Below are 24112 nucleotides of genomic sequence, written 5' to 3'. Positions count from 1 at the left end.
ACTTTGATATGGAATCTCATAAAGTTAGTGCCCTAGAGAATCCATTTGGTCCCAAAGTATTGGGGTGAACGGCAACTGTAAACTATGTGGTCGGTACCGGATGTAAACCATGTGTCCGGTACGGACCATTACGTAAGTGGCTACCTTGTCCAAAAAAAACCGGGATAACTACAATGTCCTTGACACCTTTTAAAACAATTTTTTTGATAGCGTCAGATAAAGAAGGTTGCATAAGCTCCAAGAAAGCAAGCTCAACAGGAGTTTTGGGGTATTGATCACACCATAAGGTAACTAAACGATCAAAAGGTTCACGCCAACGCAAATCACGCGCACCATGCCCGAAAAAAATAATCGCTTTCATATTAAGCCTGAGTATCTTTCTCAAGAGTTGCTAATTTTTCCTTGAGCTTACGCTCCTCTTGGAATCGCTCAGTTTCGTCGCGAATAATAGCGGCAATCGCAATCGGCTGATCCTGGTCATCCAAAATCATGGTGACTGAAAAGGCAATAGATATTGATCTCCCATCTTGATGAAGTGCTGGAACGCGCAGTAAGGTGTTGCCATACTTAGTTTTACCAGTCTCCATCGTATGAAAGTAGCCCTTAGAGTGACGCTCCCTAAAACGCTCAGGTGTAATGATGCTGAGTGTTTTCCCTAAAGCTTCTTCTGGACTATAGCCAAAAATACGTTGCGCAGATGCATTCCAAAACAAGATATGCTCATCTCGATCCGAAATAATCACTGCTTCGCCAATATGGCTTAAGAGCGCTTTAAAGTCGATGGGAATCAGCATTAGTTATTTCCTAGCTAAATGACTTACACCTAAGAATAACGCAAGAAAAACTACCTCAACATAATTACCTTTAAGATGAGACTCAGTCTATACATTTATTGAGAGCTCGATAGCGCCAATAATGCTATGACTAAACTCCTCGTTCTTTAGTTCTTGTAAGAAATAATTTGCAACTAGGCCATTTTCTTATCAGTCAAATTTTTCTATTAAATTATTACGTAATAGGTGTATCTATACCTGGCAATATGATAAGCGGCTTATAACCATCTAATTCACCCTTAGCACCTTTTATCTGTAAATCCTTTGAGCGATTGACTAAAAAATCAACTAGGTGATTTCGCATGGGGTAATACATTGGGTCATGATGTAAATTAGCTCGCTTTCTTCCTTTGGGTAAGGTATTGATTACGATTTCTGCAATACGAGCATTAGGTCCATTGCTCATCAACATTATTTTGTCTGAGAGCAGGATTGCCTCATCTACATCATGCGTAATCATGAACACAGTTTGCTTAGTTTCACTACAAATTTTGAGCAGCTCATCCTGAATTACTCCACGTGTGAGAGCATCTAATGCGCCAAATGGCTCATCTAACAAAAGCATTTTTGGCTCAATTGCAAAGGCCCTTGCAATACCAACTCTTTGCTTCATGCCACCAGATAATTCTGAAGGCTTCTTATTTTCAGCGTTGACCAAACCTACCATCTCTAGATATTTTTTAGAGTGCTCAGTGATTTGTACTTTTGACCAGTCAGGATACTTTGACTTCACAGCAAAAGCTACGTTCTGCAATGCCGTCATCCAAGGCATTAATGCGTGCCCTTGGAAAACAACACCACGCTCTAAACCAGGGCCTTGAATGCGCCTTCCAAGCATGATTGAATCGCCAGTAGTTGCCTCTTCAAGACCTGCCAATACATTCAGGATAGTAGTTTTGCCACATCCAGAGTGGCCAATAATGCAAACAAACTCGCCGCGCTCGATTTCAAAATCGATACCCTCAAATACTGGTGGTGCGTCAGCTTTATATGACTTACCAAGGTTTGAAACTTTGAGAAAAGTATTTTTAGTCATCACACAAAAGATGGCGCAGAGTATGAAATAGGGGGTATGAATTCATTTGTAGCTCCTATCAAACAATTAAGATGCTACTTGCAATAAGTTGAAAGGATTTTGTGACTCAATTAACGGGATGAGTGTCTGAAGTTTTTTTCTATAAACTTCTCCGACCATCACCACAACAGGTTGCTTATCTAAAAAATAATGATGTACATCACCAAAGCGCAATTCATCTAAAGTGCAGCCAAAGCTACGTTGGGTTGGAAGGCTGACTGACTCCATCAAGCAAACAGGGGTATCTACTGAATAGCCTTGAGCAATCAAGCTTGCGGCAACCTCAGATAACTGATCGCGCGCCATATAGTAGATAGCGGTTTTATGATCTTCATGAGCACAACGACCGGGCAGAGTAGTTAAAGTCAGGGTCCGACTTAATTCTCTTGTAGTTGGGGGTTGCTTTAATTCTGCTGAGGCTGCTAAGGCAGTGGTGATTCCTGGAACGATCTCATAGCGCACACTTGCTTTCTCAAGGGCGTCAATTTCCTCCTGTGCGCGACCAAAAATCAGTGGGTCCCCGCCCTTGAGGCGCACCACTACTGAATACTTGCTAGCAGCGTCCACCAATTGCTTGTTAATAAAGTGTTGAGAACTAGAATGGGCACCACATCTTTTCCCAACTTGCACCAATTTAGTGCTAGAACACCACGCTAACATTGAAACATCGATGAGAGCATCGTAAAAAACAATATCTGCATCCGCCAAAATTCTTGCACCACGCACGGTAATGAGATCAGCGGCACCAGGCCCAGCACCAATAAGGTACACACCAGGCTGCGCCCTGTTTAATTTGGGTGGTTTAACTGTTCTTGGTGCAATTTGTTCCATGACTCATTTGTAACAGTCTGCAATGATTCCAAAACTTATAAGTGAGCCAAAAGAGTTCATAGATTTAATTAGTGCACCATTATTGAGCGCTAGCCTAATTTCATTTATTAAAAATTCCTTATCGTTAGTTATCGACCAAAGGAGCCCAGAATGAAAAAAATTACTAAAGTTAATCCAATAGCACCAAAGGCTGTTATTTCAACGACTTCAGATGCTAATTCCACTCGACGCAAACTGATTCAAGGTATTGGCTCGGCCAGCATTTTGTCTCTAATTGACCCAATGATTAAAGCTGGCGCATGGGCTGCAGGCTCTGATGCTCCTGAAAAAACTGATGTAAAGGTGAGTTTTATCGCTCTTACCGACTGCTCATCAGTTGTGATGGCTAATTACCTTGGTTTAGATAAAAAATACGGTGTCAAGATCATCCCAACTAAAGAAGCATCATGGGCAGCCATCCGTGACAAGCTCATCAATGGTGAGAACGATATGTCCCACATTCTTTATGGCCTAGTCTATGGTTTGCAGATGGGTATTGGCGGCCAACAAAAAGATATGTCTATCCTCATGTCCCTCAACAATAATGGTCAGGCAATAACATTGTCTAAGGCGCTCAATAAAAAAGGGGTAACAGATGGCGCCAGTCTGAAGTCACTGATTGATAAAGAAAAGCGTGACTATACTTTTGCGCAAACTTTCCCAACTGGAACGCATGCTATGTGGCTCTATTACTGGCTTGCAAACTACGGTATTAACCCATTCAAAGACGCGAAGATCATCACTGTTCCACCGCCACAAATGGTAGCCAATATGCGAAGCGGCAATATGGACGGCTACTGTGTAGGTGAACCCTGGAATGCCCGTGCAATCTTTGATGATGTTGGCTTTACAGCAATCACTACTCAAGCCATTTGGCAAGATCATCCAGAAAAAGCCTTAGGTACAACTTCTGACTTTGCTAAGAAATATCCAAACACCTGTCGAGCGGTTACAGCAGCTATTCTAGAGGCCGGAAAATATATTGACTCATCCACAAGTAATAAACATAAAACTGCTGAAGTAGTGTCTGCACCATCTTTTGTCAATACTGATATCAACGTTATTCAAGATCGCATGATGGGTCGCTATAACAACGGTATTGGCAAAACTTGGGATGACCCTCATGCTATGAAGTTTTATAACGATGGTTTAGCAACCTTCCCTTATCTCTCCGATGGTATGTGGTTTATGACTCAACATAAGCGCTGGGGCCTTTTGAAAGAGCATCCAGATTATTTAGCGGTCGCCAAAAAAGTAAACAATATCGCCATCTATAAAGATGCTGCTACGGCCTCAAAAACACCATTACCTAAAAGTGATGTGCGTTCGAGCAAACTATTTGATGGGGTCGTATGGAATGGCTCTAACCCAGCGGCTTACGCTGATAGCTTCAAGATTAAAGCATGAAAAAACAAAAACTCGTCATGGTTGGCAATGGGATGGCCGGTGTTCGGACCATCGAAGAACTATTAAAGCTCGATCCAGAGCTTTATGACATCACTGTTTTTGGTGCTGAACCCCACCCTAACTACAACCGTATTCTGCTGTCTCCAGTATTGGCTGGCGAGCAGACGCTTGAGCAAATTGTTTTAAATGACCTAGATTGGTACAAGAGCAATGGTATTCATCTTCATCTCAGTAAAACCATTACAAAGATCGATCGCAAGGAGCGAACGGTTACTGCTGATGATGGCACAGTTGAAAAATATGACCGATTACTTTTAGCTACCGGTTCACTCCCTTTCATTCTTCCAGTACCCGGAAATGATTTGCCTGGTGTTATCGCATACCGCGATATTAAAGACACTAATGAGATGATCGATGTAGCAACACGCTACAAAAATGCCGTTGTGATTGGGGGTGGCTTACTAGGTCTTGAAGCTGCTAACGGCCTAGCCCTAAGAGGCATGAGTGTGACTGTAGTGCATCTTGCCGACTGGTTAATGGAAAGGCAGTTAGATAAAACAGCTGCTGATTTACTACAAAAATCCTTGGAAGAAAAAGGTCTCAAGTTTTTACTGAAAACTTCTACTGAAGCAATTTCTCCCAACGCAGCTGGAGATCGAGTAGGCTCAATTCGCTTTAAAGGCGGCCTAGAAATACCTGCTGATTTAGTTGTTATGGCGGCGGGTATTAAACCTAACACCGCTTTAGCTGAATCTGCAGGACTTCATTGTCAACGCGGTATTGTTGTGAACGATACATTACAAACTTTTGATCCAAGAGTCTATGCTGTTGGAGAATGCGCAAGTCACCGCGGCACAGCCTATGGTTTAGTTGCCCCCTTATTTGAGCAAGCTAAAGTTTGTGCCAATCATCTAGCTGAATACGGTATCGGTCGTTATGAAGGCTCTGTCACCTCAACAAAACTGAAAGTAACTGGTGTCGATCTCTTCTCCGCTGGAAACTTTATGGGGGGCGAAGGCACAGAAGAAATCACGCTTGCTGATCCTATTGGCGGCGTATACAAAAAATTAGTTCTTAAAGATGATCGTTTAATTGGTGCTTGTATGTTTGGAGATACAGCAGATAGCACTTGGTATTTCAAACTCATGCGTGACGCACAAAGCGTTGCAGAAATTCGTGACACGTTGATGTTTGGCGAATCCAATATCGGTGACGTTGGTCACCAAGGTCACAATAAAGCTGCTGGCATGACCGATGCAGATGAAATCTGCGGATGTAATGGTGTGACAAAAGGTACCATTGTTAAAGCTATTCGTGAACAAGGTCTCTTTACATTAGATGAAGTGAAGAAGTGTACTAAGGCTAGTAGTTCCTGTGGCTCATGTACTGGACTTGTTGAACAAGTACTCATGAATGTCTTGGGTACAGATTACTCCGCAACTCCCCGCAAAAAATCAATTTGCGGATGCTCCGATCTTTCTCATGACGAAATCCGTCAAGCCATAAGATCAGGGCACTTAATTTCCCAAGAGCAAGTTCGTACTGAACTAAGCTGGAGAACACCCAACGGGTGTGCGACTTGTCGCCCTGCCCTGAACTACTACCTAATTTCTACATGGCCACATGAGGCAAAAGATGATCCACAGTCTCGCTTCATTAATGAGCGTGCACATGCCAATATTCAGAAAGATGGTACCTACTCAGTAATACCCAGGATGTTTGGTGGACTAACCACTCCTGCTGAGCTACGCAGAATTGCTGACGTTGCTGAGAAATATCAAGTACCAACAGTAAAAGTAACTGGCGGTCAACGCATCGACTTGCTTGGCATCAAAAAGGATGATCTTCCAGCAGTATGGAAGGAATTAGATATGCCATCAGGTCATGCCTACGGTAAGTCTATTCGTACAGTAAAAACATGTGTTGGCGATGAACATTGTCGCTTTGGTACCCAGTCTTCCATGAAAATGGGTGTTGAGCTTGAGCGCATGCTGTTTGGCATGTACGCCCCTCATAAGGTAAAGCTTGCCGTTTCAGGTTGCCCCAGAAACTGTGCAGAAGCCGGCATCAAAGACGTTGGCATTATTGGCGTTGAGTCTGGCTGGGAACTTTATATTGGCGGAAACGGCGGCATTAAAACTGAAGTAGCGGAATTTCTCTGTAAAGTCAAAACAGATGAAGAAGTACGAGAGTATTCAGGCGCTTTCTTGCAGTTATACCGTGAAGAAGCTTGGTATCTTGATCGTACCGTTCACTATTTGGCACGAGTGGGCATGGAATACATAAAGCAAAAGGTAGTCGAAGATTCAGAAAGCCGTAAAGCCCTTTATGAAAGACTCTTATTTGATCTAAAGGATGCTCCAGACCCTTGGAAGGAATTTGAACGTGCCGGTGTAGATATTCGTCAATTTAAAACTATTCCGATTGTTGAGGTTGGCAATGTCTAACACCACCCAACTTGATCAGTGGCAGAAAATCACAACAGTTGATGAGATTCCCATTCTAGGGTCTCGGGTCATTCAAGCACCTGCTGGTCAAATTGCAATTTTCAGAAATTCAGAAGACGAAGTATTTGCCGTATTGGATAAGTGCCCACACAAGGGTGGCCCTCTCTCACAGGGTATTGTTCATGGTAAATCTGTAACCTGTCCACTGCACTCCTGGAATATAGATCTTTCCACTGGCTGCGCCGTTGCTCCGGATGAGGGCTGTGCCAAATCCTTTGCAGTCAAAGTTGAGTCTAGTGTGGTTTGGCTAAGCCGCGAGGAATTACAAACCACACATGGCTGAAGTTAAAAGCACCTGTTGCTATTGTGGTGTTGGCTGTGGTGTCATTATTGAAACTACAGCTGCAAGTAATAGGAAGATCGAAGTCACTGGGGTTCGCGGTGATCCTGATCACCCTGCAAACTTTGGCAGACTCTGCAGCAAGGGTTCTACCCTCCATCTCACTGCAAACCCAAGCCTTCAGCTACAAGCCCGGCTAGGTTCACCAGCAATCCGCAAGGCAAGAGGCGAAGATCCGATAGATATTTCTTGGCCTGAAGCAATTCAAACTGTTGCCCAAAAATTTGCCGACATCATTAAAGAGCATGGCCCAGAGTCCGTTGGTATTTATGTCTCTGGTCAATTACTGACCGAAGACTATTACATCTTCAATAAGTTAATGAAGGGCTTAATTGGCTCCAATAATATTGATACCAATTCACGCCTATGCATGTCTAGCGCAGTAGCTGGCTACAAGCAAACTTTGGGGATGGACGCCCCACCCTGCTGCTATGAAGATATAGATTCGGCATCCACGATCTTTATTACAGGATCTAATACTGCTTTTGCTCACCCAATTCTGTATAGACGTCTTGAGGATGCCCGTAAAAATAATCCAGACCTCAAAGTTATTGTTGTTGATCCCAGAAAAACTGATACCGCTAAAGAAGCTGATCTCTACCTACAGATACAGCCCGGTACTGATGTGGCGCTGTATCACGGCATGCTTTACATAATGCTCTGGGAAAAATGGATTGATGAGTCTTATATCAACTCTTACACAGTAGGTTTTGATGCTCTGCGTGATCTGGTAAGGGACTTCACGCCTAAGGCAGTGAGTCAGATTTGTGGCATTAACGAAAAAGACTTGTTCCAAGCAGCGCAATGGTTTGCTACTTCACCTGCAACCTTATCGATGTATTGCCAAGGATTAAATCAATCAGCATCAGGCACCGCCAAGAATGCGGCTTTAGTTAATCTGCATTTGGCTACTGGTCAAATAGGCAAAGCTGGTGCAGGTCCATTCTCTTTGACAGGGCAACCTAATGCAATGGGCGGCCGAGAAGTTGGAGGCTTGGCCAACCTATTATCTGCACATCGCGATCTTGCCAATCCAGAGCACCGCGCAGAAGTCGCTAACTTGTGGGGCGTCCACTCCGTTCCCGAAAAACCAGGTCTTAGCGCTATTCCTATGTTTGAAGCATTACGCACTGAAAAGCTTAAGGCTATTTGGATCGTCTGTACAAACCCGGCACAATCCATGCCTGATCTCAATGCTATTCATGAGGGATTGAGTAAGGCAGAATTTGTCGTTGTTCAGGAGGCATATGCACATACAGCAACGACTCTGTATGCAGATGTTTTATTGCCCGCTACTACCTGGGCAGAAAAGGTAGGGACCGTTACCAATTCAGAGCGTCGCATCTCCAAAGTCAATCCCGCAATTGATCCCTTTGAATCTGCAAAACATGATTGGCAGATTGCTTTACAGATTGGATGTGCTCTAGAAGCGCTACTTCCAGGAAACAGAAAAGATGGAATTGCTACGCTTTTCCCTTATGCTGGATCAGAAGATATTTGGAATGAACATCGCGAAAGTACAGCTGGTCGTGATCTCGATATCACTGGCTTGAGCTATCAAATTCTTGAGGATCGTGGACCACAACAATGGCCAATGCCAAAAGGGTCTTACTTTGGCAAAAAGCGACTTTATGAAAATGGTATCTTCCCCACTAAAGATCAGAAAGCGCACTTTATCGCTGCGCCTTATAAGGCAACTGCAGAATCCGTTGACGCTCGCTATCCTTTTGCCCTAAATACCGGTCGCCTGCGAGACCAATGGCACGGCATGAGTAGAACCGGAACCATTGGTACGCTTTATGGGCACTCACCCGAGCCTTGTGTAGAGCTATCACCCAAAGATGCCGGCAGGATGAATCTAGAAAATGGTGATTTAGTTCATGTCACTAGTCGCAGAGGCAGCGAAATCTTTCCAATTAAAGTTTCAGATGATATTGCCTCCTCGCAAGCCTTTATTGCGATGCACTGGGGTTCTGAGTTTATTTCAGGCGCTGCTGGTAAAACACCAGGCCGCGGAGTTAATGGACTTACTTGCAATGTGATTGATCCTATATCAGGTCAGCCAGAATTAAAGCATTCAGCCGTCAAAATTTTGCCAGCAAATCTTCCATGGCAACTCGTTGCCTTCGGCCTATTCCCGAAAGAGGAAGTCTTTTCTGTTCAAAACAGTTTGCGCAGTATCTTGCCTCATTTTGACTCGGCCCAATGCGTCTTATTTGGTAGAGAGCAAGATGGCGACCTTATTGGAGTTTCATTCAAAGCTGCCCACCACGATGATCCTCTTGAAGAATCTGAATCTCTTGCCGCACAAGCTTTAAAGCAAGTGATGCAAAAATTTAAATTGGATGAGGGATCTGGTGAGCCGGTAATGCGCTATAGCGATAAGCGCAGAGGCATTGTGCGGCTCGTACGTGCTCACGAGAAAGTTTTATCTGCAATGCTCACTGGTTCCGTAGATAGTCTAGCAAGTACTGCCTGGCTAAGAGAGTACCTAGAAAGCGGCTTGGATGCAAAAACGCTCGGTCGATCTCTATTGATGCCCGTCAGCAAACCTCCTGTGGAAATTAAGTCCAAAGGTAAGGCAATTTGTAACTGTTTTAATGTTTCTGCGGACGCAATGACGCAATGCTTAAGCAAAATGCCAGCAGGAACTTCCTTTGATGATGCAATGAACTCACTTCAATCTGCAACGCAATGTGGAACCAATTGCGGCTCTTGCAAACCCGAAGTCAAGCAAATTATTGCGAACTTTCTCAAGCAAGTAGAAGTAGCTGCATAATCTTGTAATGAGCATCACATCATTCCTAAAGGTCATTGGCCGAGGTAGTAAAGGCGCTGGCGATCTTGATCGTAATCAAGCCAAAGAAGTATTTGCTCAAATTCTAGAGGGCAACGTAAGCGATCTTGAGTTAGGTGCTTTTTGTATTGCTATGCGTATCAAGGGTGAAGCAGTATCTGAGCTAATGGGCTTTATGGATGCTTTAGAACCACATCTAAATTTACTCAACCTAGGCTCTCGTACAACCATAATCTTACCAAGCTATAACGGAGCCAGAAAACAGGCAAACCTCACACCACTTCTTGCCGGAATGCTTTCTACTTATGGTTTTACCGTTCTTGTGCAGGGAGTGGAGAAAGATCCAAGCAGGGTAACGAGCCATGAAATTTTTAAATCGCTTGGGTGGCCAATTCTTCACACTAAGGAGGAATTTGGCACCCTCCTAAATTCCAATCAGCCAATTTTTTGCCCCCTCAATGTTATTTCCCCAGCGCTGCAAAGATTGTTAGACGTCAGAGAAAGAATAGGCCTACGGAATACTGGTCATGTCCTTGCAAAACTCATTAATCCAACTCTTCAGAGCCCTTGGCAAGTATCCAATTACACTCATCCAGAATACCCAGAAAAATTGCGGGAGTTTTTTCAACTTCGTTCAGCAAATGCAATTTTGATGAGAGGAAGCGAGGGTGAACCCACTGCCTCCCTACAACGATTACCTGAAATGCATTTTTTATTTCCAAATGGCAATGAAGTTACTAGTCAAGAAGAGCGATTCGAAGATCCTAGCCCATTTATAGAAATTAATGCCATATCAACAGCATCCATTACCCAGCAAATTCTCTCCGGACAAGTCATATGTCCAAACTCAATCCTAAGACAAGCTACCCAAATATCGACGATGGCTGGATTACACTAAGCCATGCTTAGAATAGTTAAACGTTTGGCATGGGTTTCATTGGGAGCAATCGTTGCGCTTGGCTTGGCCCTGCTTGCTACTAAACCACCGACAACCCCATTACTACTTGCCTCCCTAGGCGGTTCAACAATATTTCTATTTGGCTTAACTGGTGCTCCCGCGGCACAACCACGAGCCTTATTTGGTGGTCACTTAATCAGCGCCCTCATTGGAGTAGTTTGCTATCAACTTTTTGAGGACGCATTATGGGTTTACTTATTGGCAGAGGTAATTACTTTATGCATCCTATTATTAACGCGAACCGTACATCCACCAGCGGGAGCTAATCCACTGATTATGATTCAGGCGCACGCTGGCTTTGGCCATCTCATAGTGGTTGTTTTAGTAAGCGTTACGATTCTTGCAGTAGTAGCAGCCATCTGGAGTCGTTTAACGCCTGGCAAAGCGCTGCATTACCCAGTGAAATGGAACGAGCCCTCCCCGAAATCAAATGACTGGAGCGTTTGGGGGTAGTTGGGATCAAATATTTAAAATTAAACAGAGAGAGCCATGGAACAAAAAGCACCATTACCCCCCTTTAATTATGAAACCGCTATCCAAAAGATTCGAATGGCTGAGGATGCTTGGAATACCAGAGATCCTGAAAAAGTTTCCTTGGTCTACACCGAAGATACCATTTGGCGAAATCGATCTGAATTTCCTAAAGGTCGCGAACAGGTAAAAGAGTTTCTCCATCGAAAATGGGCGAAGGAGCTTGACTACCGATTAATTAAGGAATTATGGGCATTTACAGATAACCGTATCGCTGTTCGTTTTGCTTACGAATGTCATGATGATTCCGGCAACTGGAGTCGTAGCTTTGGAAATGAAAATTGGGAGTTTAATGAAAATGGCTTCATGATGAGACGTTTTGCTAGCATTAATGATTTGCCTATTAAAGAATCAGATCGAAAATTCTTTTGGCCCCTTGGAAGAAGGCCGGATGATCACCCAGGGCTGAGTCATTTTGGCTTCTAGTAATTTAGATTCGCTCGGCAGCTTTGCACATGGACTAATCCATAGTCGCCAGCATGTTTCACCTAAAAGGCTAATTGATCCTGGTCCAAGCCCATTTCAGAAATTGGAAATCCTAAATGCTGCAGGAGCTGCCCCTGATCATGGAAAAATAACGCCCTGGCACTTTTATGAAGTAAGTTCCAAAAGTCGTAATTTGCTAGGCGACTTATTTGCCGATGCTCTCATCGCAAGAGACCCAGGCGCAACTCTAACTCAGGTTGATGAAGCTAGGCAGAAAGCTTTTCGAGGTCCCTTGCTGCTATTGGCAACCGTCAATCTCAATAATGAGCTAGATAATATTCCCGAACAAGAAAAAATCATCTCTGCGGGATGTGCAATTCAGAATGTTTTATTAATGGCCAATGCTTTGGGATTTGGATCTGGACTTTCGAGCGGCAAGGCTCTTTATAGTCAAAAAATGAGAGAGTTATTTTTATTAAAAGAGAAAGAGCAGCCCTTATGTTTCATAACCATCGGAACCATCTCAACCCATAAGCCTAATAAAGATAGGCCAGATGCCAGCTCATATACATCAATATTTTAAACAGAATAGCCCAGTTTCTATATTTGACAACAAAATTTGTTTAATAACTCTCGCACCACCAAAACTAAATTAAATTAAATCGTTTAAATTAGTGGCTATCTACTATTAAATAATTACTCGATAGATTAATGAATAAATTAAAAATCTGGTGCCATAAGCTTTATGAGGTACTCAAGCCACCCCCCTCCGAATTTTCTCTTACGCAGCAATTCATCATTACCATAGGCACGACAACTACTATCTGCATCCTATCATTGGTTAACCATCTCTTAGATAAAGAAAATTTGCTACTGCTTGCGCCATTCATCGCTAGTGCATTAATGATATTTACAATGCCAAGCAAGAAAATGACTTCTGCTAGCGTAATTTTTCAGTCATATCTTCTATGTTCGCTTATTGGTTTTGCATTTGTATATGTATTTGACTATGCCCAATGGGTAATGATTGCTGCCTTTGTAATTAGCTTCTTTCTCATGCTGGCACTTGAATGCTTACACCCTCCAGCAATTATGTTGCCATTTATGATTATTAGCGAGAGATTGAGAGACTACACCTTAGCTTTTGATCCAATTGCAATTGATGTTCTTATATTGCTCGTAGCAGTTTATTTTTTCAATAAAACCTTAGAGAAGTTTCCACTTATTAAAAAATGAATTTATAAGCTTGAATTGATATATCTAGTCTTGCCAATCGGTAAACTGTGTAGTAGTCGCCTACACACTTTCGAGCATACCCAGCGTTACTTAAGGTAACGCCTAAAAAAATACCCGCTGTGTAGGCGGGCATGAATTTGCAGGAGCTTGAGGAGACGTTCTCGCACAACTTACTATAACCTTCCTGAAAAGACAAACCTCACCTTTTATCTCAAAAGCTTTCTTTTTATGAATTTTGGGTCGAGTTTAGGTTCTCTGGTTATGAGAGCAGACACCCAAGGTAGACCCCTATAAACAGGGGGTCTGCGGGTGGTCAGTGTCGGTGTGCAAGCAAATGTGTAAGCAAATTCACGAATCTAAAGGAAGTAATCTATCGGTCTTTGGTTTTCCAAACCAAAGGATTTTTGGAGCAACCGTCTAGCACTTCGTTGCTCCAAAGTACTTTTTGGTGAGTGAGCGTTACTTAAAGTAACGCTTGATTTGGTGATTGCAACTAAGAATCGCATCTAGACTTTAGCGGAGGCCTTCTCAGATAGCAAGATTCGATTGGGCGACCCACATCTTTAAAGAATTCGTTACCACTCGAGAGTCAATATATTTCTTTGACTTGTAGCATAAAAATAGTGCTATGTAATAAACTGTGCAATGACTTTTAAGAATAAATAGTAGCTAGCTTAGGATTCGAACTTTATAGTTACCTTATTTTTAGGGATTTTTCCTACTCTCCAATTTTATAAAGGATAAGGTTAATTTTTTTTAGCAATCATATCAATCTCAATGCGTGCATCTCTTGCTAATCCATTTACCCCAACACAAGTCCTTGCGGGCCTTTTATTTGCAGGAAAGTAACCAGCATAAACTGCATTCATTTTTTCATAATCTTCGCGGAAATGGGTGAGGAAAATTCTGACGGAAACGACATGCGAAAGATTAATTCCTACGCCCTGAAGTACTGTTGTTAAGTTCTTCATTACTTGATGGGTTTGATCCTCAATAGTTTCTGGATAATTAGAAGTATTGGAAATGCCCTCAAAAGGCATTTGACCTGTTACAAAAACAAAGCCATTAGCTTCAACAGCATGACTAAAAGGAGCTACTGGATCAGGAGCACCATTAATCATATGAAAAATAAGTTCGGACATAAGAGCCTTTATTTGATCTAAGTTAATAGCCTAAATTGCGATTTACTATATTTTTAAACGCTTTTTTATGCAAGAGATTCGCAAAATTTTCAAACCATAAATCCAAGACGCGCTGTATGTAATCGGGAGAGTCACAGGAAATATGGGGAGTAATCAATAGATTTGGCACAGCCCAGATATCAGCGTCTTCAGGAATAGGCTCAAGCTCAAAAACATCGAGAATAGCCCCGCTTAAATGCTGATGGATAAGAGACTCTTTAAGTGCTTCATTATCCATGACAGTTGCCCTACCGATATTGATAACACCTGAGCCAGGAGGTAATAGAGTTAATCTACGCTTATCGATTATATTTTTTGTTTGTGCTGTAAGAGGAGTTGCAATAACTAAAAAATCAACTGTCGGTAAAATGCTATCTAAGTCATCGATAGCCACAGTCTTATCTGCAGTCAATTGAGGTTTCCCTGTCCTGGTAATTGCAATAACATTCATATTTAAGCGTTTGGCACCTCTGCCGGCAGCTTGTCCAAGATCACCAAAGCCGAGCACCGCCACAGTTTTATTTTTAATATTGAATTGATAGGGGGCTTTCCATTGCCGCTTTGCTTGATCGGCAATAATCTGTGGAATTCGATTATGTAGCATGAGTAATGCCATGCTAATAAAATCTTCAGTTTTATCAGCATGAATACCACTACTATTAGTTACTAAAATTCTTGTTGGCAGCCAATCGATGGGGAAGAGATGATCTACTCCGGCGCCAGTGGTATGAATCCACTCTAATTTAGGGGCAGTTGCAATTAACTCTTTATTTAGTGGACCAACAATTATTCCTTGAGCATCACACAAAGACTTTTCTAAAATATCTCCATCCCAACCAATACTGACGGCGATCTTTGACGAAAGCTCAGGATGTCGTTTAGAGGCTAAATTCCAAGCATCTTCTGTTAAGTGAAAAAGTGGATTTCTTTTTTTACTACTTTCTAGATGAAGCCTATACATATATTGAGTAAGTAAAAAATTTAAAGGGGTAGTGCAACCATAGTATCGTAACGAACTGAGTCAGTAACTACAGTGCGCGACTGAAATAATGCAGTTCCATTTTCTATTATTATTTCATCGACATAACGTCCAGCAGAAAATGTTGCCATGTCACCGTCATACATTGTGCGAATGACTACATAATTTGTTTGAGCGCTATATTTTTTATCTTTGTACTGAGTCACTTCGGATGTGCCAAGAATATGGCGATATACATGAGGTTCAAATACATTGACTGAACGAATTGAATTTACGCGATCTACTAACATTGCTTTAGAGTCACAAAACCATACCCCTACTTTTCTGCCCAAATCAAAATCTGCCCTGGTAAGTACTTTATAAGTTGCATTGTCCATAAAACACTGGGGCCAATTCTCCAGTAAATTATTATCTATTGAATGTGCTGCACAGACTAACAACCTACTAATTGCATCTTTTGTGTTTTGATCGAGCTGCAGGTCTGCATTGCTAGAGATCACATTAGACATTTAGTAACTCCCGGTAGTATTTCCAAAACCCGCGCACAGAAGTTTCAGTTGCACGTGTTGGCATTCCGCCGACACCCGTACCACCCATTTCTATAACAGCATATTCATCTGTATCACCTTTAATTCCTTTTTCTACGAAGGCCCCAATCGCCCCATCCTCCATAGAGACTAAACCGCCAGGACCAACTAAATTACTTTGCTTCATCCGAGTGTAGTTTTGGTCTTCAGTATCTTCTTCAAATCCCAATAGAGTCCAGATGAGCTCACATTTATTAGGACCAAGTGGGATTACTTGTCTTGTCGCAATAGAGTTGAGAATTTGATGAAGTACAAAACCTGGAAAAATACTTTGAATCGAGTTAGTGATTTGATCGTCGTATTCCATCCATTGATCAATCAATGACGGATCTTCAAGGCCGTAATCAGTTTTCATCGCACGAATCATGCCTGAGTCGTATACAGCATCGCCTACATCCGTATAGCGTTTTGTAAAGGAAATATGGTGGCGTGAGTGTTCATCTTGTAATGTGCCACCCTCTGCTGATAAGCGATTTAGCTTGAAGGTAGAAAAAAATCCATGTAATAGGCTGGGATGATAGTTGTCTCGACTATTTTCAACATATAACTTCCAATTGTTCTGCATCACTTGGCTATAACGACCAAGAATTTTAGGTGTGCCATATAAGGTTCTTTTCATATGGGCGACCATTGTAGGCCCCAAATAATCCTCTAGAGAAAGCGCATCCTCCGAGAAGGATCCAAATACTAATCCGTTTATAGTTGCGACTCGCAGTCGCTTTAATCGATGTTCATTTTTATCGAATTCTTCGGACATCCCACCCTTGCCTTGAATACCCTTTTCAAATGCAACCGCCTTTAATTTGCCATCAAATTCGTACACCCAGTTATGGTAAGGACAAACAATAGTACTATTTTTTCGATTCCCACACGGCTCATAGCAGATGATTGAACCTTTATGAACACATTTATTCACCAAGGCATTGATGCCATCTTCAAAGGTGCGGATTACAATAATCGAGGTCTCGCCAATTTTGGTAGTAATAAAATCACCGGCATTAGCAATTTCGGACTCAAGACACAAAAAACTCCAAGTAGGTCCTCGGAAAATAAGATCTTGTTCCCACTTATAAATATCAGTGTTGCTAAAAATATTTAAAGGAACACGTGTTACGTCTGCTCTCGGCCATTTAAGAATTTCTTTAATCGGCTGCAGATCTTTTGCTTGACTCAAAAAATTCCCCTCTGTCGATGTTGATAAAAATTTAAAGTGGAGATAACTTACCTGTGTCTACTAGAGTTTTCCAGCGTTCAACGTCAGCTTGAAAATACTTACCAAATTCAGCTGACTTAGTAGGAATTGGCTCAGAACCACTGCGTAATAAATGCTCCTTTATATCAGGAGATTCTAACGCTTTAACAGTCGCGTTGTTTAATTTTTCAATAATGTCAGGGGGTGTTCCTGCTGGGGCAAAAAAACCAAACCACGTGCTCATACGATAACCAGGAAAACCGGATTCAGCAATAGTAGGAACATCTGGCAGAGAAGGCGAACGTTTAGCGGATGTGATTGCAAGAGGTCTTACCTTTCCACCATTTACTTGATTCATACCTGATTCTATGGCGTCAAATAGAATGGAGACTCTTCCAGGTATAAGATCGGCATAGACAGCGCCACTGCCTTTATATGGAATATGAGTCAATGGTACGTTATAGCTACTTGTCAGTAGCGCTCCTGAAAGATGACTGCCCGTACCTGGGCCGGAAGATCCGTAGGTAACAGTACCAGGATTTTTATTGGCGAGCACTACTAACTCTTTGAAAGATTGAGGCCCAAATTCAGCGGACGTCACTACTAAATTCGGAATCGTTGTAACTCCTGAAATGGGTGTCAGATCTTTTCTTGGGTCAAAATTTAACTTCATTAAAGATACATTTGAGGCTAGACTGCTAGCGCCGAATAAAAATGTATAGCCATCCGGTTTAGCTTGTTTTGCAACATATTCGGCGCCTATATTGCCGCCAGCACCAGGCCTTAGTTCAATAACAACGTTTTGACCCAACACCTCAGACATTTTGATCCCAAGTAACCTGCCTAACTTATCGCTACTGCCCCCAGCCGCATAGGGCACCACCATCACAATAGGTCTTGTCGGATAAGTTTGCGAATGGGCATCGCATGATAGGAAAAATATTAGGGCCGAGCCTACTAGTGATAATAATTTCATATTGGCGTCCAAAAAGGTTAAAGGATCTAGATGAAAATACATCGTATTCGAAGTTTGTTGATTGGTAAATTAGTTCATGCCCCAAAAGGATGCTGAATAATCTAAAATAGACTCTTATGCACAGAATGATGAATCGTGATGCTTGCTTATTAATGGTAAGTAGCCCCTCAAACCAGAACCTATTGGTATCAACCATAGAAAATGTGCAGTAATCACCTACACACTTTCGAGCACCCCCAGCGTTACTTTAAGTAACGCTCAAATGACCAAACCTCACCTTTAGTCTCAAAAGCTGGCTTTTTGTGATGTTTAGGTCCTGTTTAGGTTCTCTGGTTATGAGAGCAGAAGCCCATGATAGAGCCATATAAACAGGGGGTCTGCGGGTGGTCAGTGTCGGTGTGCAAGCAAATGTGTAAGCAAATTCACGCATGTACTAAAAGAGCTCTCTCACTCTTTGGTTTTCAAAACCAAAGGATTTTAGAGCAGCCATCTAACACTTCGTTGCTCCAAAGTACTTTTGGGTGAGTGAGCGTTACTTTAAGTAAGGGTCTAAGTAAAGCACAGCTAATGCTTTATTGCGAAAAGATAATGTGATGCCCTTTCATCGTGACACTCTTTTAAGAGATCACAATCTCGCCCATCTCCATTCTTTCCCACCATACAAATGGGAGCAGATATAAGGGCTCATTGCTTCCTTGCAAGATTTCTAAAGCACCATCACTAGTTTTATTTGCTTGGTACTTACCTGGAGATAAAGGTACACAACCTTTATCCGTTCCATCATTTCTGCGCAATCTGGCTAAGATTTTTCTAGTTACATAGATATTCATAACTAACTCCTCATTTTTAAATGGGCATATCCATAATCTAGGCTGATTAAAAGCAAGTCCCTCTGGCAACTGCACATTTTCGGTGCAATTCGTCATTTTTTTGCATCCAATTAGTGCGCGGCAGTTATTCCAAGTAATGACTGATAGGCAAACTTGTATACAAGCAAGTACACCAATTGTCGTTTGTTAACCCTAAGGAGCCTTTCACATGAGCAAGAGCACATTTAGCATTGGACGTCGTCAGTTATTACAAGTGGGTGCTATTACAGCAGCCTCAAGCCTTATCCCATCATTTGCCAGAGCAGCTGATGACAAAATTCAGATTGGTTACTGGCCTATCGCTAGCGGACTACCTTTTTATGTAGCCCTAGAAAAAGGCTACTTTAAAGAGGTTGGTCTTAATGTTGAAGGCGTGAAGTTTGCCAGCCCAAACCAAATAGCCGAAGCAATGATTGCTGGTCGCATACAGGGCTCTGCAAACGGTACAGCCTCTGCAGCGTTGGCCCTTGCTGAAATTTCCTCACCAAATCTATTTAAGATCATTTGTTCTAACCCTTCAAATGCCAAATATGTATTAGATGAAGTTTTGGTACCACTAGATAGCAAAGTAAAGGCCATTAAAGATCTTCCAAAAGATGTTAAGTTCGGCTGCGGTCCTGGTATTCAGAACGTAACCCTCACCAAAATCATTCTTGAAAAAAATGGCCTAACAAATGTTCAACCAATTGAGTTACCTGTAGGCCAACATATTCCAGCTCTAGCAGCCGGCCAAATTGATGCGGTTTATACCCTTGAGCCATCTGGCACGATTGGCAAGGTAAAGGGTGTTTCACGGGTATTAGAGGCGGGTGTGATTTCTAAATATATGCTCGGCGATCCAATGGCGCCTTGGTTTGGTGGATCTGCATCTTTAACTACTACCTTAATTAAAGAGCGCCCCACTGATGTGAAGAAATACATTCTTGCCTATGCCAAGGGAGTAGATTTTGTCCGCAAGAATCCAGAGGAATCTAGAAAATCACTTGATGGCTTTACTGCGATTGAAGAGGCGGTTGTTAAAGAAGTGCCTTTAGCAAATTTTGTGATGTTTAACGAATTTAAACCTAGTGATATTGCCTACTTCCAGAAATACTTCGACGTCTTTACGGATCGTAAGATTTTCTCCAAGGTTGTGGATGTTAAACCCCTCATCTACGGCGGCTAATATTTCATGATCAATAAAGAGCACCTTCAGAAACTTCTTCCATTGATTGGGCCCATTGCACTTTTGCTGCTGTGGAGCCTGATCTTGGAGGCAAAGTGGGCAAAGCCAATCTTGCTGCCACCACCTGGGGCAACCTTGGCTTATATGGCAGATTCTTTTATGAGTGGCGCTATCTTTGGTGATTTATTCGCCACGATTAAGCGCACCTTTTATGCTTTTGCAATTGCCACTGCGATTGGGGTTCCTTTAGGCATTATCTTGGGTAGCAATGAAAAGATTTATCGTAGCGTCGAATTCTTGATTGACTTCTTTAGGTCCACGCCTTCATCTGCCTTGATTCCTCTCTTTATGCTGATTTTTGGCATTACTGATATTAATAAGATTGCGATTGCAGCTTTTGCTGCTGTATTAGTCATTCTGTTTAATAGCGCCTATGGCGTGATGAATGCGAAAAAGACTCGTGTAAACGCCGCCAAAACAATGGGGATTCCCACTCGCTTTATCTTCAAAGATGTACTGCTCATGGAGAGCCTGCCCCAGACGTTTGTAGGTTTGCGAATGGGGGTGTCGATGGCATTAGTGATTGTGATCGTGGCGGAGATGTTTATTGGCTCTGAAAATGGCCTAGGTCATCGCATCATCGATGCGCAGCAAGTTTTCAATGTCAAAGAGATGTATAGCTCGATTCTCATTACTGGCGCTCTTGGCTATGGTCTTAATCTTTTATTTCTGATTTCAGAAAAGCGTATTGTTCATTGGGGTGGAAAAGCATGAGTACCGTTCTTGAATTTCCTGCAGAGATAGGAACCCACGTTACTATCCGCGGTCTAGATAAGTCTTTTAATGGTGCCGTCCTGTACGACAACTTTAATTTAGATATTCCTAAAGGAAAGATTGTCTCGATCTTTGGCCCTAATGGGTGCGGAAAATCAACTTTAATCAATATGGTTTCTGGTTTGATGCCAATTGATTCAGGGGAAGTTCTGTTTGACGGCAAAACCTTAGATAAGACAACTATTGGCTACGTGTTTCAAAATTATCGCGACGCCCTCTTTCCTTGGATGAGTTCATGGGACAACATTGCCTACCCGCTTAAACGCAGTGGTATGTCTAAAGAAAAAGTTAAAGCCCGAGTTGATGAACTAGTCGCTTTATTTGAGATTAAATTTAATCTCAATCTCTATCCCTATGAGCTGTCTGGCGGTCAGATGCAAACTGTCTCCATCATGAGAGCCTTAGCTCCAAATCCAGAGATTCTATTTTTGGACGAGCCCTTCTCCGCTTTAGATTTTGAAATGACTCTATTCATCAGAGCTAAGTTACAAGAGGCCAATTTAAGTACTGGTGTGACGATGATGATCGTCTCTCATGATCTGGAAGATGCAGTCTTTTTAGCAGACAAGATTTTATTGTTAACTCGCAGGCCTACTCGCATTGCTGAATACCTCACGTTTGACATGGCGAAACCTAGATCACCTGAGAGTGTCAGTGAGGCAGAATTTATTAAAACAAAAGCATTGGCATTGGAAATATTCCAACGGGAGATGAGAGCGTGATTACCATTAAAGAGTTACTTCACCGCTATCAAGCTGGAGAGATTTCTCCACAAAAGCATATTCCTGCCTTACTAGATGTTATTCGCAGTCACTTTCATGAAACTAAAGACCCAGCCTGGATTTGCGTAGCCACTGATAGCAATATTAGTAAACAGCTAAACAATCTGGAGTTGCTGGCGAAAGAAAAAACGATCGCTAACTTGCCGCTATACGGTATTCCATTTGCCATTAAAGACAATATTGATGCGCTGGGCTGGGAAACAACTGCAGCTTGTCCTGACTTTGCCTTTGATCCTAAAAAGAATGCGACAGTAGTACAAAAGTTAATTGATGCTGGTGCCATCTTGATTGGTAAAACAAATTTAGATCAATTTGCTACTGGCTTAGTTGGAACTCGCTCACCTTATGGCGCTGTGCCTAATACGTTTGATCCCACTTATGTCAGTGGTGGCTCTAGCTCAGGCTCCGCTTCAGTAGTTGCAAGAGGCTTAGTTTGCTTTAGCCTAGGCACTGATACTGCTGGATCTGGCCGAATTCCTGCGGCATTTAACAATATCGTTGGCACTAAACCCACCCCTGGATTGGTAAGCACTGAGGGTGTATTTCCAGCATGCAAGTCAATTGACTGCGTATCCATCATGACGCTCACTGCTGCTGATGCCGATATTGTTCTTGATGTTATGAAATCTACTGAACTTGATAGGGTCAATGAGGCGCAGTTCCATCCAATCCCAAAACTAGTCTCCAACTTTAGAAGACCCACTCGTATAGGCATTCCTATCAGCTGTCAATTTTTAGATGATGGCCAGTATCAAAAAGCTTTTGCTAAAGCCATTGAGAACGCAAAGGGCCTGGACGTTGAGCTTGTTCAAGTAGATATTGATCCTTTTGTTAAAGCTGGAAAGCTTTTATATGATGGTCCCTGGGTATCTGAGCGTTTTGCAGTTACAGAAGATTTTCTAAATACTAATCCAGATTCTTTCGATCCCAGTGTGAAGCAGATTATTCAAAGTGGTGCAGCATACACAGCAGCACAAGGCTTTAGGGCAATTTATCAATTAAAAGAGTTAGAAATTGAAGCTAAAAAGTCTTGGGCAAAATGTGATGTTATTTTGGTGCCAAGCGCCCCTAATCATCCTACCTTAGAGGATTTAAAAAACCATCCTATTTTGAAAAACAGTGAACTGGGAATGTATACCAATTACGTCAATCTCATGCGTCTATGTGCCGTTGCAGTACCTGCTGGATTTACAGATAAAGGCATGCCCTTTGGGATCACTCTGATAGCACAAGAAGGCTCAGATACTGCCCTGCTCAAACTGGCAGCACAATGGCAGATCTTATTTGGTCTGTCTCTGGGCAAATCTGATGTCAAGGCAACCCATACTGAACTCACCATTAGCGGCCACAATAAAGACAGTATAGAAATTGCTGTGGTTGGAGCGCACCTTCAAGGGATGCCTTTGCATTCTCAGTTAACTGAGAGGCATGCCCATTTAATCAAATCCTGTAAATCAGCCAAGTCCTATCGGCTCTTTGCGCTCCCCAATACCACTCCACCAAAACCTGGGCTAGTAAAAGCCAAGACCAATGGAGCCGCAATTGATCTAGAGGTCTATGCAATGCCAGCATCTGAAGTGGGATCATTCCTAGGACTCATCCCAGCACCACTAGGTCTTGGTAATATTGAATTGGATGATGGCTCATGGGTAAAGGGTTTTATTTGCGAACCCTATGCAATCGAAGGAGCAAAAGATATTAGTGATCTGGGTGGCTGGAAAGCGTATATGCATCAATTAGGAGGGCAGCAATAAATGCCATTTGTTATACCAATGAATAGTGAGTTCTCTAGTCTGGCAGAGCATGCTTACGCTGAAATTAAGCAAAAAATCTTTAATTTTGAAATGATGCCTGGCGATCTAATCTCCGAAGGTAATCTTGCCAAACTTGTAGATGTCAGTAGAACCCCCTTACGTCAAGCGCTTCAACAATTACAACATGGCGGTTTTATTAAAGCCATTCCTAAGATCGGCTGGCAAGTTGCCCCTTTAGATTTTGACAAGCTTGATGAGCTATATGACTTTCGAATTTTAATTGAATCAAATGCTGTTAAAGCATTGTGTAACTCAAATAGAGATAGTCAAATTTTTAAGGAGCTGCAAAAAATCTGGCTAGCCCCTAAATCAAAGCGAAACTTTAATACTTTAGAAGTCGGAATACTCGATGAGCAATTCCATACTTTATTAGTTAAGGCATCTGGAAATGAAGAGATGCTTAAAACACATTCAGAGATAACTGAACGCATCAAGATTGTTAGAAGGCTAGACTTCACAAAAAATGATCGTATCAACAATACCTATGATGAGCATGGTCAAATTATTAAGGCGATCTTGGCGGGTAGAGCTGCTGAGGCTCAAAGATTGCTAAAGGCACATATCGAACAAAGCAAGATTGAGGTAAGAAAAATTACCTTAGGAATGTTACAAGATGCCAGGAAACAAGCGGTCGGCTAAAAAAATTGCTTTCCATAATCAACATGCATCCTATTTCTTAAATTGCATAACTATATGTTTGCGGAGGATGCACTAGAAAGTGTGTAGTAAGCGTCTACACACTTTCGAGCATGT

24 protein-coding genes are annotated in these 24112 nt (G+C 42.2%); 14 read left to right on the top strand and 10 right to left on the bottom strand.

All coding sequences use genetic code 11. The annotated features are described in order from the left end of the window. Nucleotides 1–82 precede the first annotated feature (82 nt). From VC178_RS11385 to cobA, 4 genes are all read right to left on the bottom strand, one after another. The gene (locus VC178_RS11385) at nucleotides 83–361 is read right to left on the bottom strand and encodes a CbiX/SirB N-terminal domain-containing protein (protein ID WP_323482620.1); all 279 of its coding nucleotides are present in this window, start codon (nucleotides 359–361) and stop codon (nucleotides 83–85) included. A 1-nt stretch (nucleotide 362) separates the two neighbouring features. Next, entirely contained in the window at nucleotides 363–794 is a 432-nt protein-coding gene (locus VC178_RS11380) for a PAS domain S-box protein (RefSeq protein WP_323482619.1), read from the bottom strand. A gap of 214 nt (nucleotides 795–1008) precedes the next feature. Next, nucleotides 1009–1869 carry an ABC transporter ATP-binding protein gene (locus tag VC178_RS11375; protein ID WP_323482618.1) on the bottom strand — a complete coding sequence of 287 codons (861 nt, stop codon included), beginning with the start codon at nucleotides 1867–1869 and terminating at the stop codon, nucleotides 1009–1011. Nucleotides 1870–1935: 66 nt separating this feature from the next. After that, complete coding sequence (gene cobA / locus VC178_RS11370; RefSeq protein ID WP_323482617.1) at nucleotides 1936–2739, bottom strand: uroporphyrinogen-III C-methyltransferase; 804 nt, start codon at nucleotides 2737–2739, stop codon at nucleotides 1936–1938. A gap of 150 nt (nucleotides 2740–2889) precedes the next feature. Here cobA and VC178_RS11365 point away from each other — a divergent pair, with 150 nt between their 5' ends. The 9 genes from VC178_RS11365 (at nucleotide 2890) to VC178_RS11325 (ending at nucleotide 12980) form a co-directional block, all read left to right on the top strand. Then, a complete protein-coding gene (locus tag VC178_RS11365) occupies nucleotides 2890–4185 on the top strand; it encodes a CmpA/NrtA family ABC transporter substrate-binding protein (RefSeq protein WP_323482616.1) in 1296 nt (431 codons plus the stop codon). Next, nucleotides 4182–6632, top strand: coding sequence for a nitrite reductase large subunit NirB (gene nirB, locus VC178_RS11360; protein ID WP_323482615.1), 2451 nt, complete (start codon nucleotides 4182–4184; stop codon nucleotides 6630–6632). Before VC178_RS11365 ends, nirB begins: the two co-directional genes overlap by 4 nt. Then, nucleotides 6625–6975 (top strand): nitrite reductase small subunit NirD, encoded by a 351-nt coding sequence (nirD, locus tag VC178_RS11355; RefSeq protein ID WP_323482614.1) that lies wholly within the window; start codon nucleotides 6625–6627, stop codon nucleotides 6973–6975. The genes nirB and nirD overlap by 8 nt, the downstream gene beginning before the upstream one ends. Beyond that, nucleotides 6968–9811, top strand: a complete 2844-nt coding sequence (locus tag VC178_RS11350) for a molybdopterin-dependent oxidoreductase (protein WP_323482613.1) — start codon at nucleotides 6968–6970, stop codon at nucleotides 9809–9811. Before nirD ends, VC178_RS11350 begins: the two co-directional genes overlap by 8 nt. 7 nt (nucleotides 9812–9818) lie before the next feature. Beyond that, nucleotides 9819–10727: a DNA-binding protein YbiB gene (gene ybiB, locus VC178_RS11345; protein ID WP_323482612.1), complete on the top strand. Its 909-nt coding sequence runs from the start codon at nucleotides 9819–9821 to the stop codon at nucleotides 10725–10727. 3 nt (nucleotides 10728–10730) lie between these two features. Further along, on the top strand, nucleotides 10731–11240 hold the full coding sequence (locus VC178_RS11340) for an HPP family protein (RefSeq protein ID WP_216200843.1): 510 nt from the start codon (nucleotides 10731–10733) through the stop codon (nucleotides 11238–11240). Nucleotides 11241–11276: 36 nt separating this feature from the next. Beyond that, on the top strand, nucleotides 11277–11744 hold the full coding sequence (locus tag VC178_RS11335; RefSeq protein WP_323482611.1) for a nuclear transport factor 2 family protein: 468 nt from the start codon (nucleotides 11277–11279) through the stop codon (nucleotides 11742–11744). Continuing rightward, nucleotides 11734–12327 carry a nitroreductase gene (locus VC178_RS11330; protein WP_323482610.1) on the top strand — a complete coding sequence of 198 codons (594 nt, stop codon included), beginning with the start codon at nucleotides 11734–11736 and terminating at the stop codon, nucleotides 12325–12327. The genes VC178_RS11335 and VC178_RS11330 overlap by 11 nt, the downstream gene beginning before the upstream one ends. Nucleotides 12328–12455: 128 nt before the next feature. Further along, nucleotides 12456–12980, top strand: coding sequence for an HPP family protein (locus VC178_RS11325; protein ID WP_323482609.1), 525 nt, complete (start codon nucleotides 12456–12458; stop codon nucleotides 12978–12980). A 746-nt stretch (nucleotides 12981–13726) separates the two neighbouring features. Here VC178_RS11325 and VC178_RS11320 read toward each other — a convergent pair. From VC178_RS11320 to VC178_RS11295, 6 genes are all read right to left on the bottom strand, one after another. After that, entirely contained in the window at nucleotides 13727–14122 is a 396-nt protein-coding gene (locus VC178_RS11320; protein WP_323482608.1) for a RidA family protein, read from the bottom strand. A 22-nt stretch (nucleotides 14123–14144) separates the two neighbouring features. Then, on the bottom strand, nucleotides 14145–15122 hold the full coding sequence (locus VC178_RS11315) for a D-2-hydroxyacid dehydrogenase (RefSeq protein ID WP_323482607.1): 978 nt from the start codon (nucleotides 15120–15122) through the stop codon (nucleotides 14145–14147). A 20-nt stretch (nucleotides 15123–15142) separates the two neighbouring features. Further along, on the bottom strand, nucleotides 15143–15649 hold the full coding sequence (locus VC178_RS11310; protein WP_323482606.1) for an aromatic-ring-hydroxylating dioxygenase subunit beta: 507 nt from the start codon (nucleotides 15647–15649) through the stop codon (nucleotides 15143–15145). After that, a complete protein-coding gene (locus VC178_RS11305) occupies nucleotides 15642–16901 on the bottom strand; it encodes an aromatic ring-hydroxylating dioxygenase subunit alpha (RefSeq protein WP_323482605.1) in 1260 nt (419 codons plus the stop codon). The genes VC178_RS11310 and VC178_RS11305 overlap by 8 nt, the downstream gene beginning before the upstream one ends. A gap of 31 nt (nucleotides 16902–16932) precedes the next feature. After that, complete coding sequence (locus VC178_RS11300) at nucleotides 16933–17895, bottom strand: tripartite tricarboxylate transporter substrate binding protein (RefSeq protein ID WP_323482604.1); 963 nt, start codon at nucleotides 17893–17895, stop codon at nucleotides 16933–16935. Nucleotides 17896–18512: 617 nt separating this feature from the next. Continuing rightward, a complete protein-coding gene (locus VC178_RS11295) occupies nucleotides 18513–18725 on the bottom strand; it encodes a hypothetical protein (protein WP_323482603.1) in 213 nt (70 codons plus the stop codon). Between the two features lie 208 nt (nucleotides 18726–18933). Here VC178_RS11295 and VC178_RS11290 point away from each other — a divergent pair, with 208 nt between their 5' ends. The 5 genes from VC178_RS11290 to VC178_RS11270 are packed head-to-tail and all read left to right on the top strand — an operon-like array spanning nucleotide 18934 to nucleotide 23998. Continuing rightward, nucleotides 18934–19929 carry an ABC transporter substrate-binding protein gene (locus VC178_RS11290; protein WP_323482602.1) on the top strand — a complete coding sequence of 332 codons (996 nt, stop codon included), beginning with the start codon at nucleotides 18934–18936 and terminating at the stop codon, nucleotides 19927–19929. Between the two features lie 6 nt (nucleotides 19930–19935). After that, the gene (locus tag VC178_RS11285) at nucleotides 19936–20703 is read left to right on the top strand and encodes an ABC transporter permease (protein WP_323482601.1); all 768 of its coding nucleotides are present in this window, start codon (nucleotides 19936–19938) and stop codon (nucleotides 20701–20703) included. Further along, nucleotides 20700–21485: an ABC transporter ATP-binding protein gene (locus VC178_RS11280; RefSeq protein WP_323482600.1), complete on the top strand. Its 786-nt coding sequence runs from the start codon at nucleotides 20700–20702 to the stop codon at nucleotides 21483–21485. Before VC178_RS11285 ends, VC178_RS11280 begins: the two co-directional genes overlap by 4 nt. Continuing rightward, nucleotides 21482–23299, top strand: coding sequence for an allophanate hydrolase (atzF, locus tag VC178_RS11275; RefSeq protein ID WP_323482599.1), 1818 nt, complete (start codon nucleotides 21482–21484; stop codon nucleotides 23297–23299). The genes VC178_RS11280 and atzF overlap by 4 nt, the downstream gene beginning before the upstream one ends. Next, nucleotides 23300–23998 carry a GntR family transcriptional regulator gene (locus tag VC178_RS11270; protein ID WP_323482598.1) on the top strand — a complete coding sequence of 233 codons (699 nt, stop codon included), beginning with the start codon at nucleotides 23300–23302 and terminating at the stop codon, nucleotides 23996–23998. Nucleotides 23999–24112 lie beyond the last annotated feature (114 nt).

It is taken from the genome of Polynucleobacter sp. AP-Sanab-80-C2, assembly GCF_035012965.1.
GTDB lineage: Bacteria > Pseudomonadota > Gammaproteobacteria > Burkholderiales > Burkholderiaceae > Polynucleobacter.
This window is presented reverse-complemented; position numbering and strand designations above follow the sequence as displayed.

Bases quoted from the DNA above. Each gene is read 5' to 3' on its own strand.
- VC178_RS11385 (WP_323482620.1), bottom strand. From the start codon at position 361: ATGAAAGCGATTATTTTTTTCGGGCATGGTGCGCGTGATTTGCGTTGG.
- VC178_RS11380 (WP_323482619.1), bottom strand. From the start codon at position 794: ATGCTGATTCCCATCGACTTTAAAGCGCTCTTAAGCCATATTGGCGAA.
- VC178_RS11375 (WP_323482618.1), bottom strand. From the start codon at position 1,869: ATGACTAAAAATACTTTTCTCAAAGTTTCAAACCTTGGTAAGTCATAT.
- cobA (WP_323482617.1), bottom strand. From the start codon at position 2,739: ATGGAACAAATTGCACCAAGAACAGTTAAACCACCCAAATTAAACAGG.
- VC178_RS11365 (WP_323482616.1), top strand. From the start codon at position 2,890: ATGAAAAAAATTACTAAAGTTAATCCAATAGCACCAAAGGCTGTTATT.
- nirB (WP_323482615.1), top strand. From the start codon at position 4,182: ATGAAAAAACAAAAACTCGTCATGGTTGGCAATGGGATGGCCGGTGTT.
- nirD (WP_323482614.1), top strand. From the start codon at position 6,625: ATGTCTAACACCACCCAACTTGATCAGTGGCAGAAAATCACAACAGTT.
- VC178_RS11350 (WP_323482613.1), top strand. From the start codon at position 6,968: ATGGCTGAAGTTAAAAGCACCTGTTGCTATTGTGGTGTTGGCTGTGGT.
- ybiB (WP_323482612.1), top strand. From the start codon at position 9,819: ATGAGCATCACATCATTCCTAAAGGTCATTGGCCGAGGTAGTAAAGGC.
- VC178_RS11340 (WP_216200843.1), top strand. From the start codon at position 10,731: ATGCTTAGAATAGTTAAACGTTTGGCATGGGTTTCATTGGGAGCAATC.
- VC178_RS11335 (WP_323482611.1), top strand. From the start codon at position 11,277: ATGGAACAAAAAGCACCATTACCCCCCTTTAATTATGAAACCGCTATC.
- VC178_RS11325 (WP_323482609.1), top strand. From the start codon at position 12,456: ATGAATAAATTAAAAATCTGGTGCCATAAGCTTTATGAGGTACTCAAG.
- VC178_RS11320 (WP_323482608.1), bottom strand. From the start codon at position 14,122: ATGTCCGAACTTATTTTTCATATGATTAATGGTGCTCCTGATCCAGTA.
- VC178_RS11315 (WP_323482607.1), bottom strand. From the start codon at position 15,122: ATGTATAGGCTTCATCTAGAAAGTAGTAAAAAAAGAAATCCACTTTTT.
- VC178_RS11310 (WP_323482606.1), bottom strand. From the start codon at position 15,649: ATGTCTAATGTGATCTCTAGCAATGCAGACCTGCAGCTCGATCAAAAC.
- VC178_RS11300 (WP_323482604.1), bottom strand. From the start codon at position 17,895: ATGAAATTATTATCACTAGTAGGCTCGGCCCTAATATTTTTCCTATCA.
- VC178_RS11295 (WP_323482603.1), bottom strand. From the start codon at position 18,725: ATGAATATCTATGTAACTAGAAAAATCTTAGCCAGATTGCGCAGAAAT.
- VC178_RS11290 (WP_323482602.1), top strand. From the start codon at position 18,934: ATGAGCAAGAGCACATTTAGCATTGGACGTCGTCAGTTATTACAAGTG.
- VC178_RS11285 (WP_323482601.1), top strand. From the start codon at position 19,936: ATGATCAATAAAGAGCACCTTCAGAAACTTCTTCCATTGATTGGGCCC.
- VC178_RS11280 (WP_323482600.1), top strand. From the start codon at position 20,700: ATGAGTACCGTTCTTGAATTTCCTGCAGAGATAGGAACCCACGTTACT.
- VC178_RS11270 (WP_323482598.1), top strand. From the start codon at position 23,300: ATGCCATTTGTTATACCAATGAATAGTGAGTTCTCTAGTCTGGCAGAG.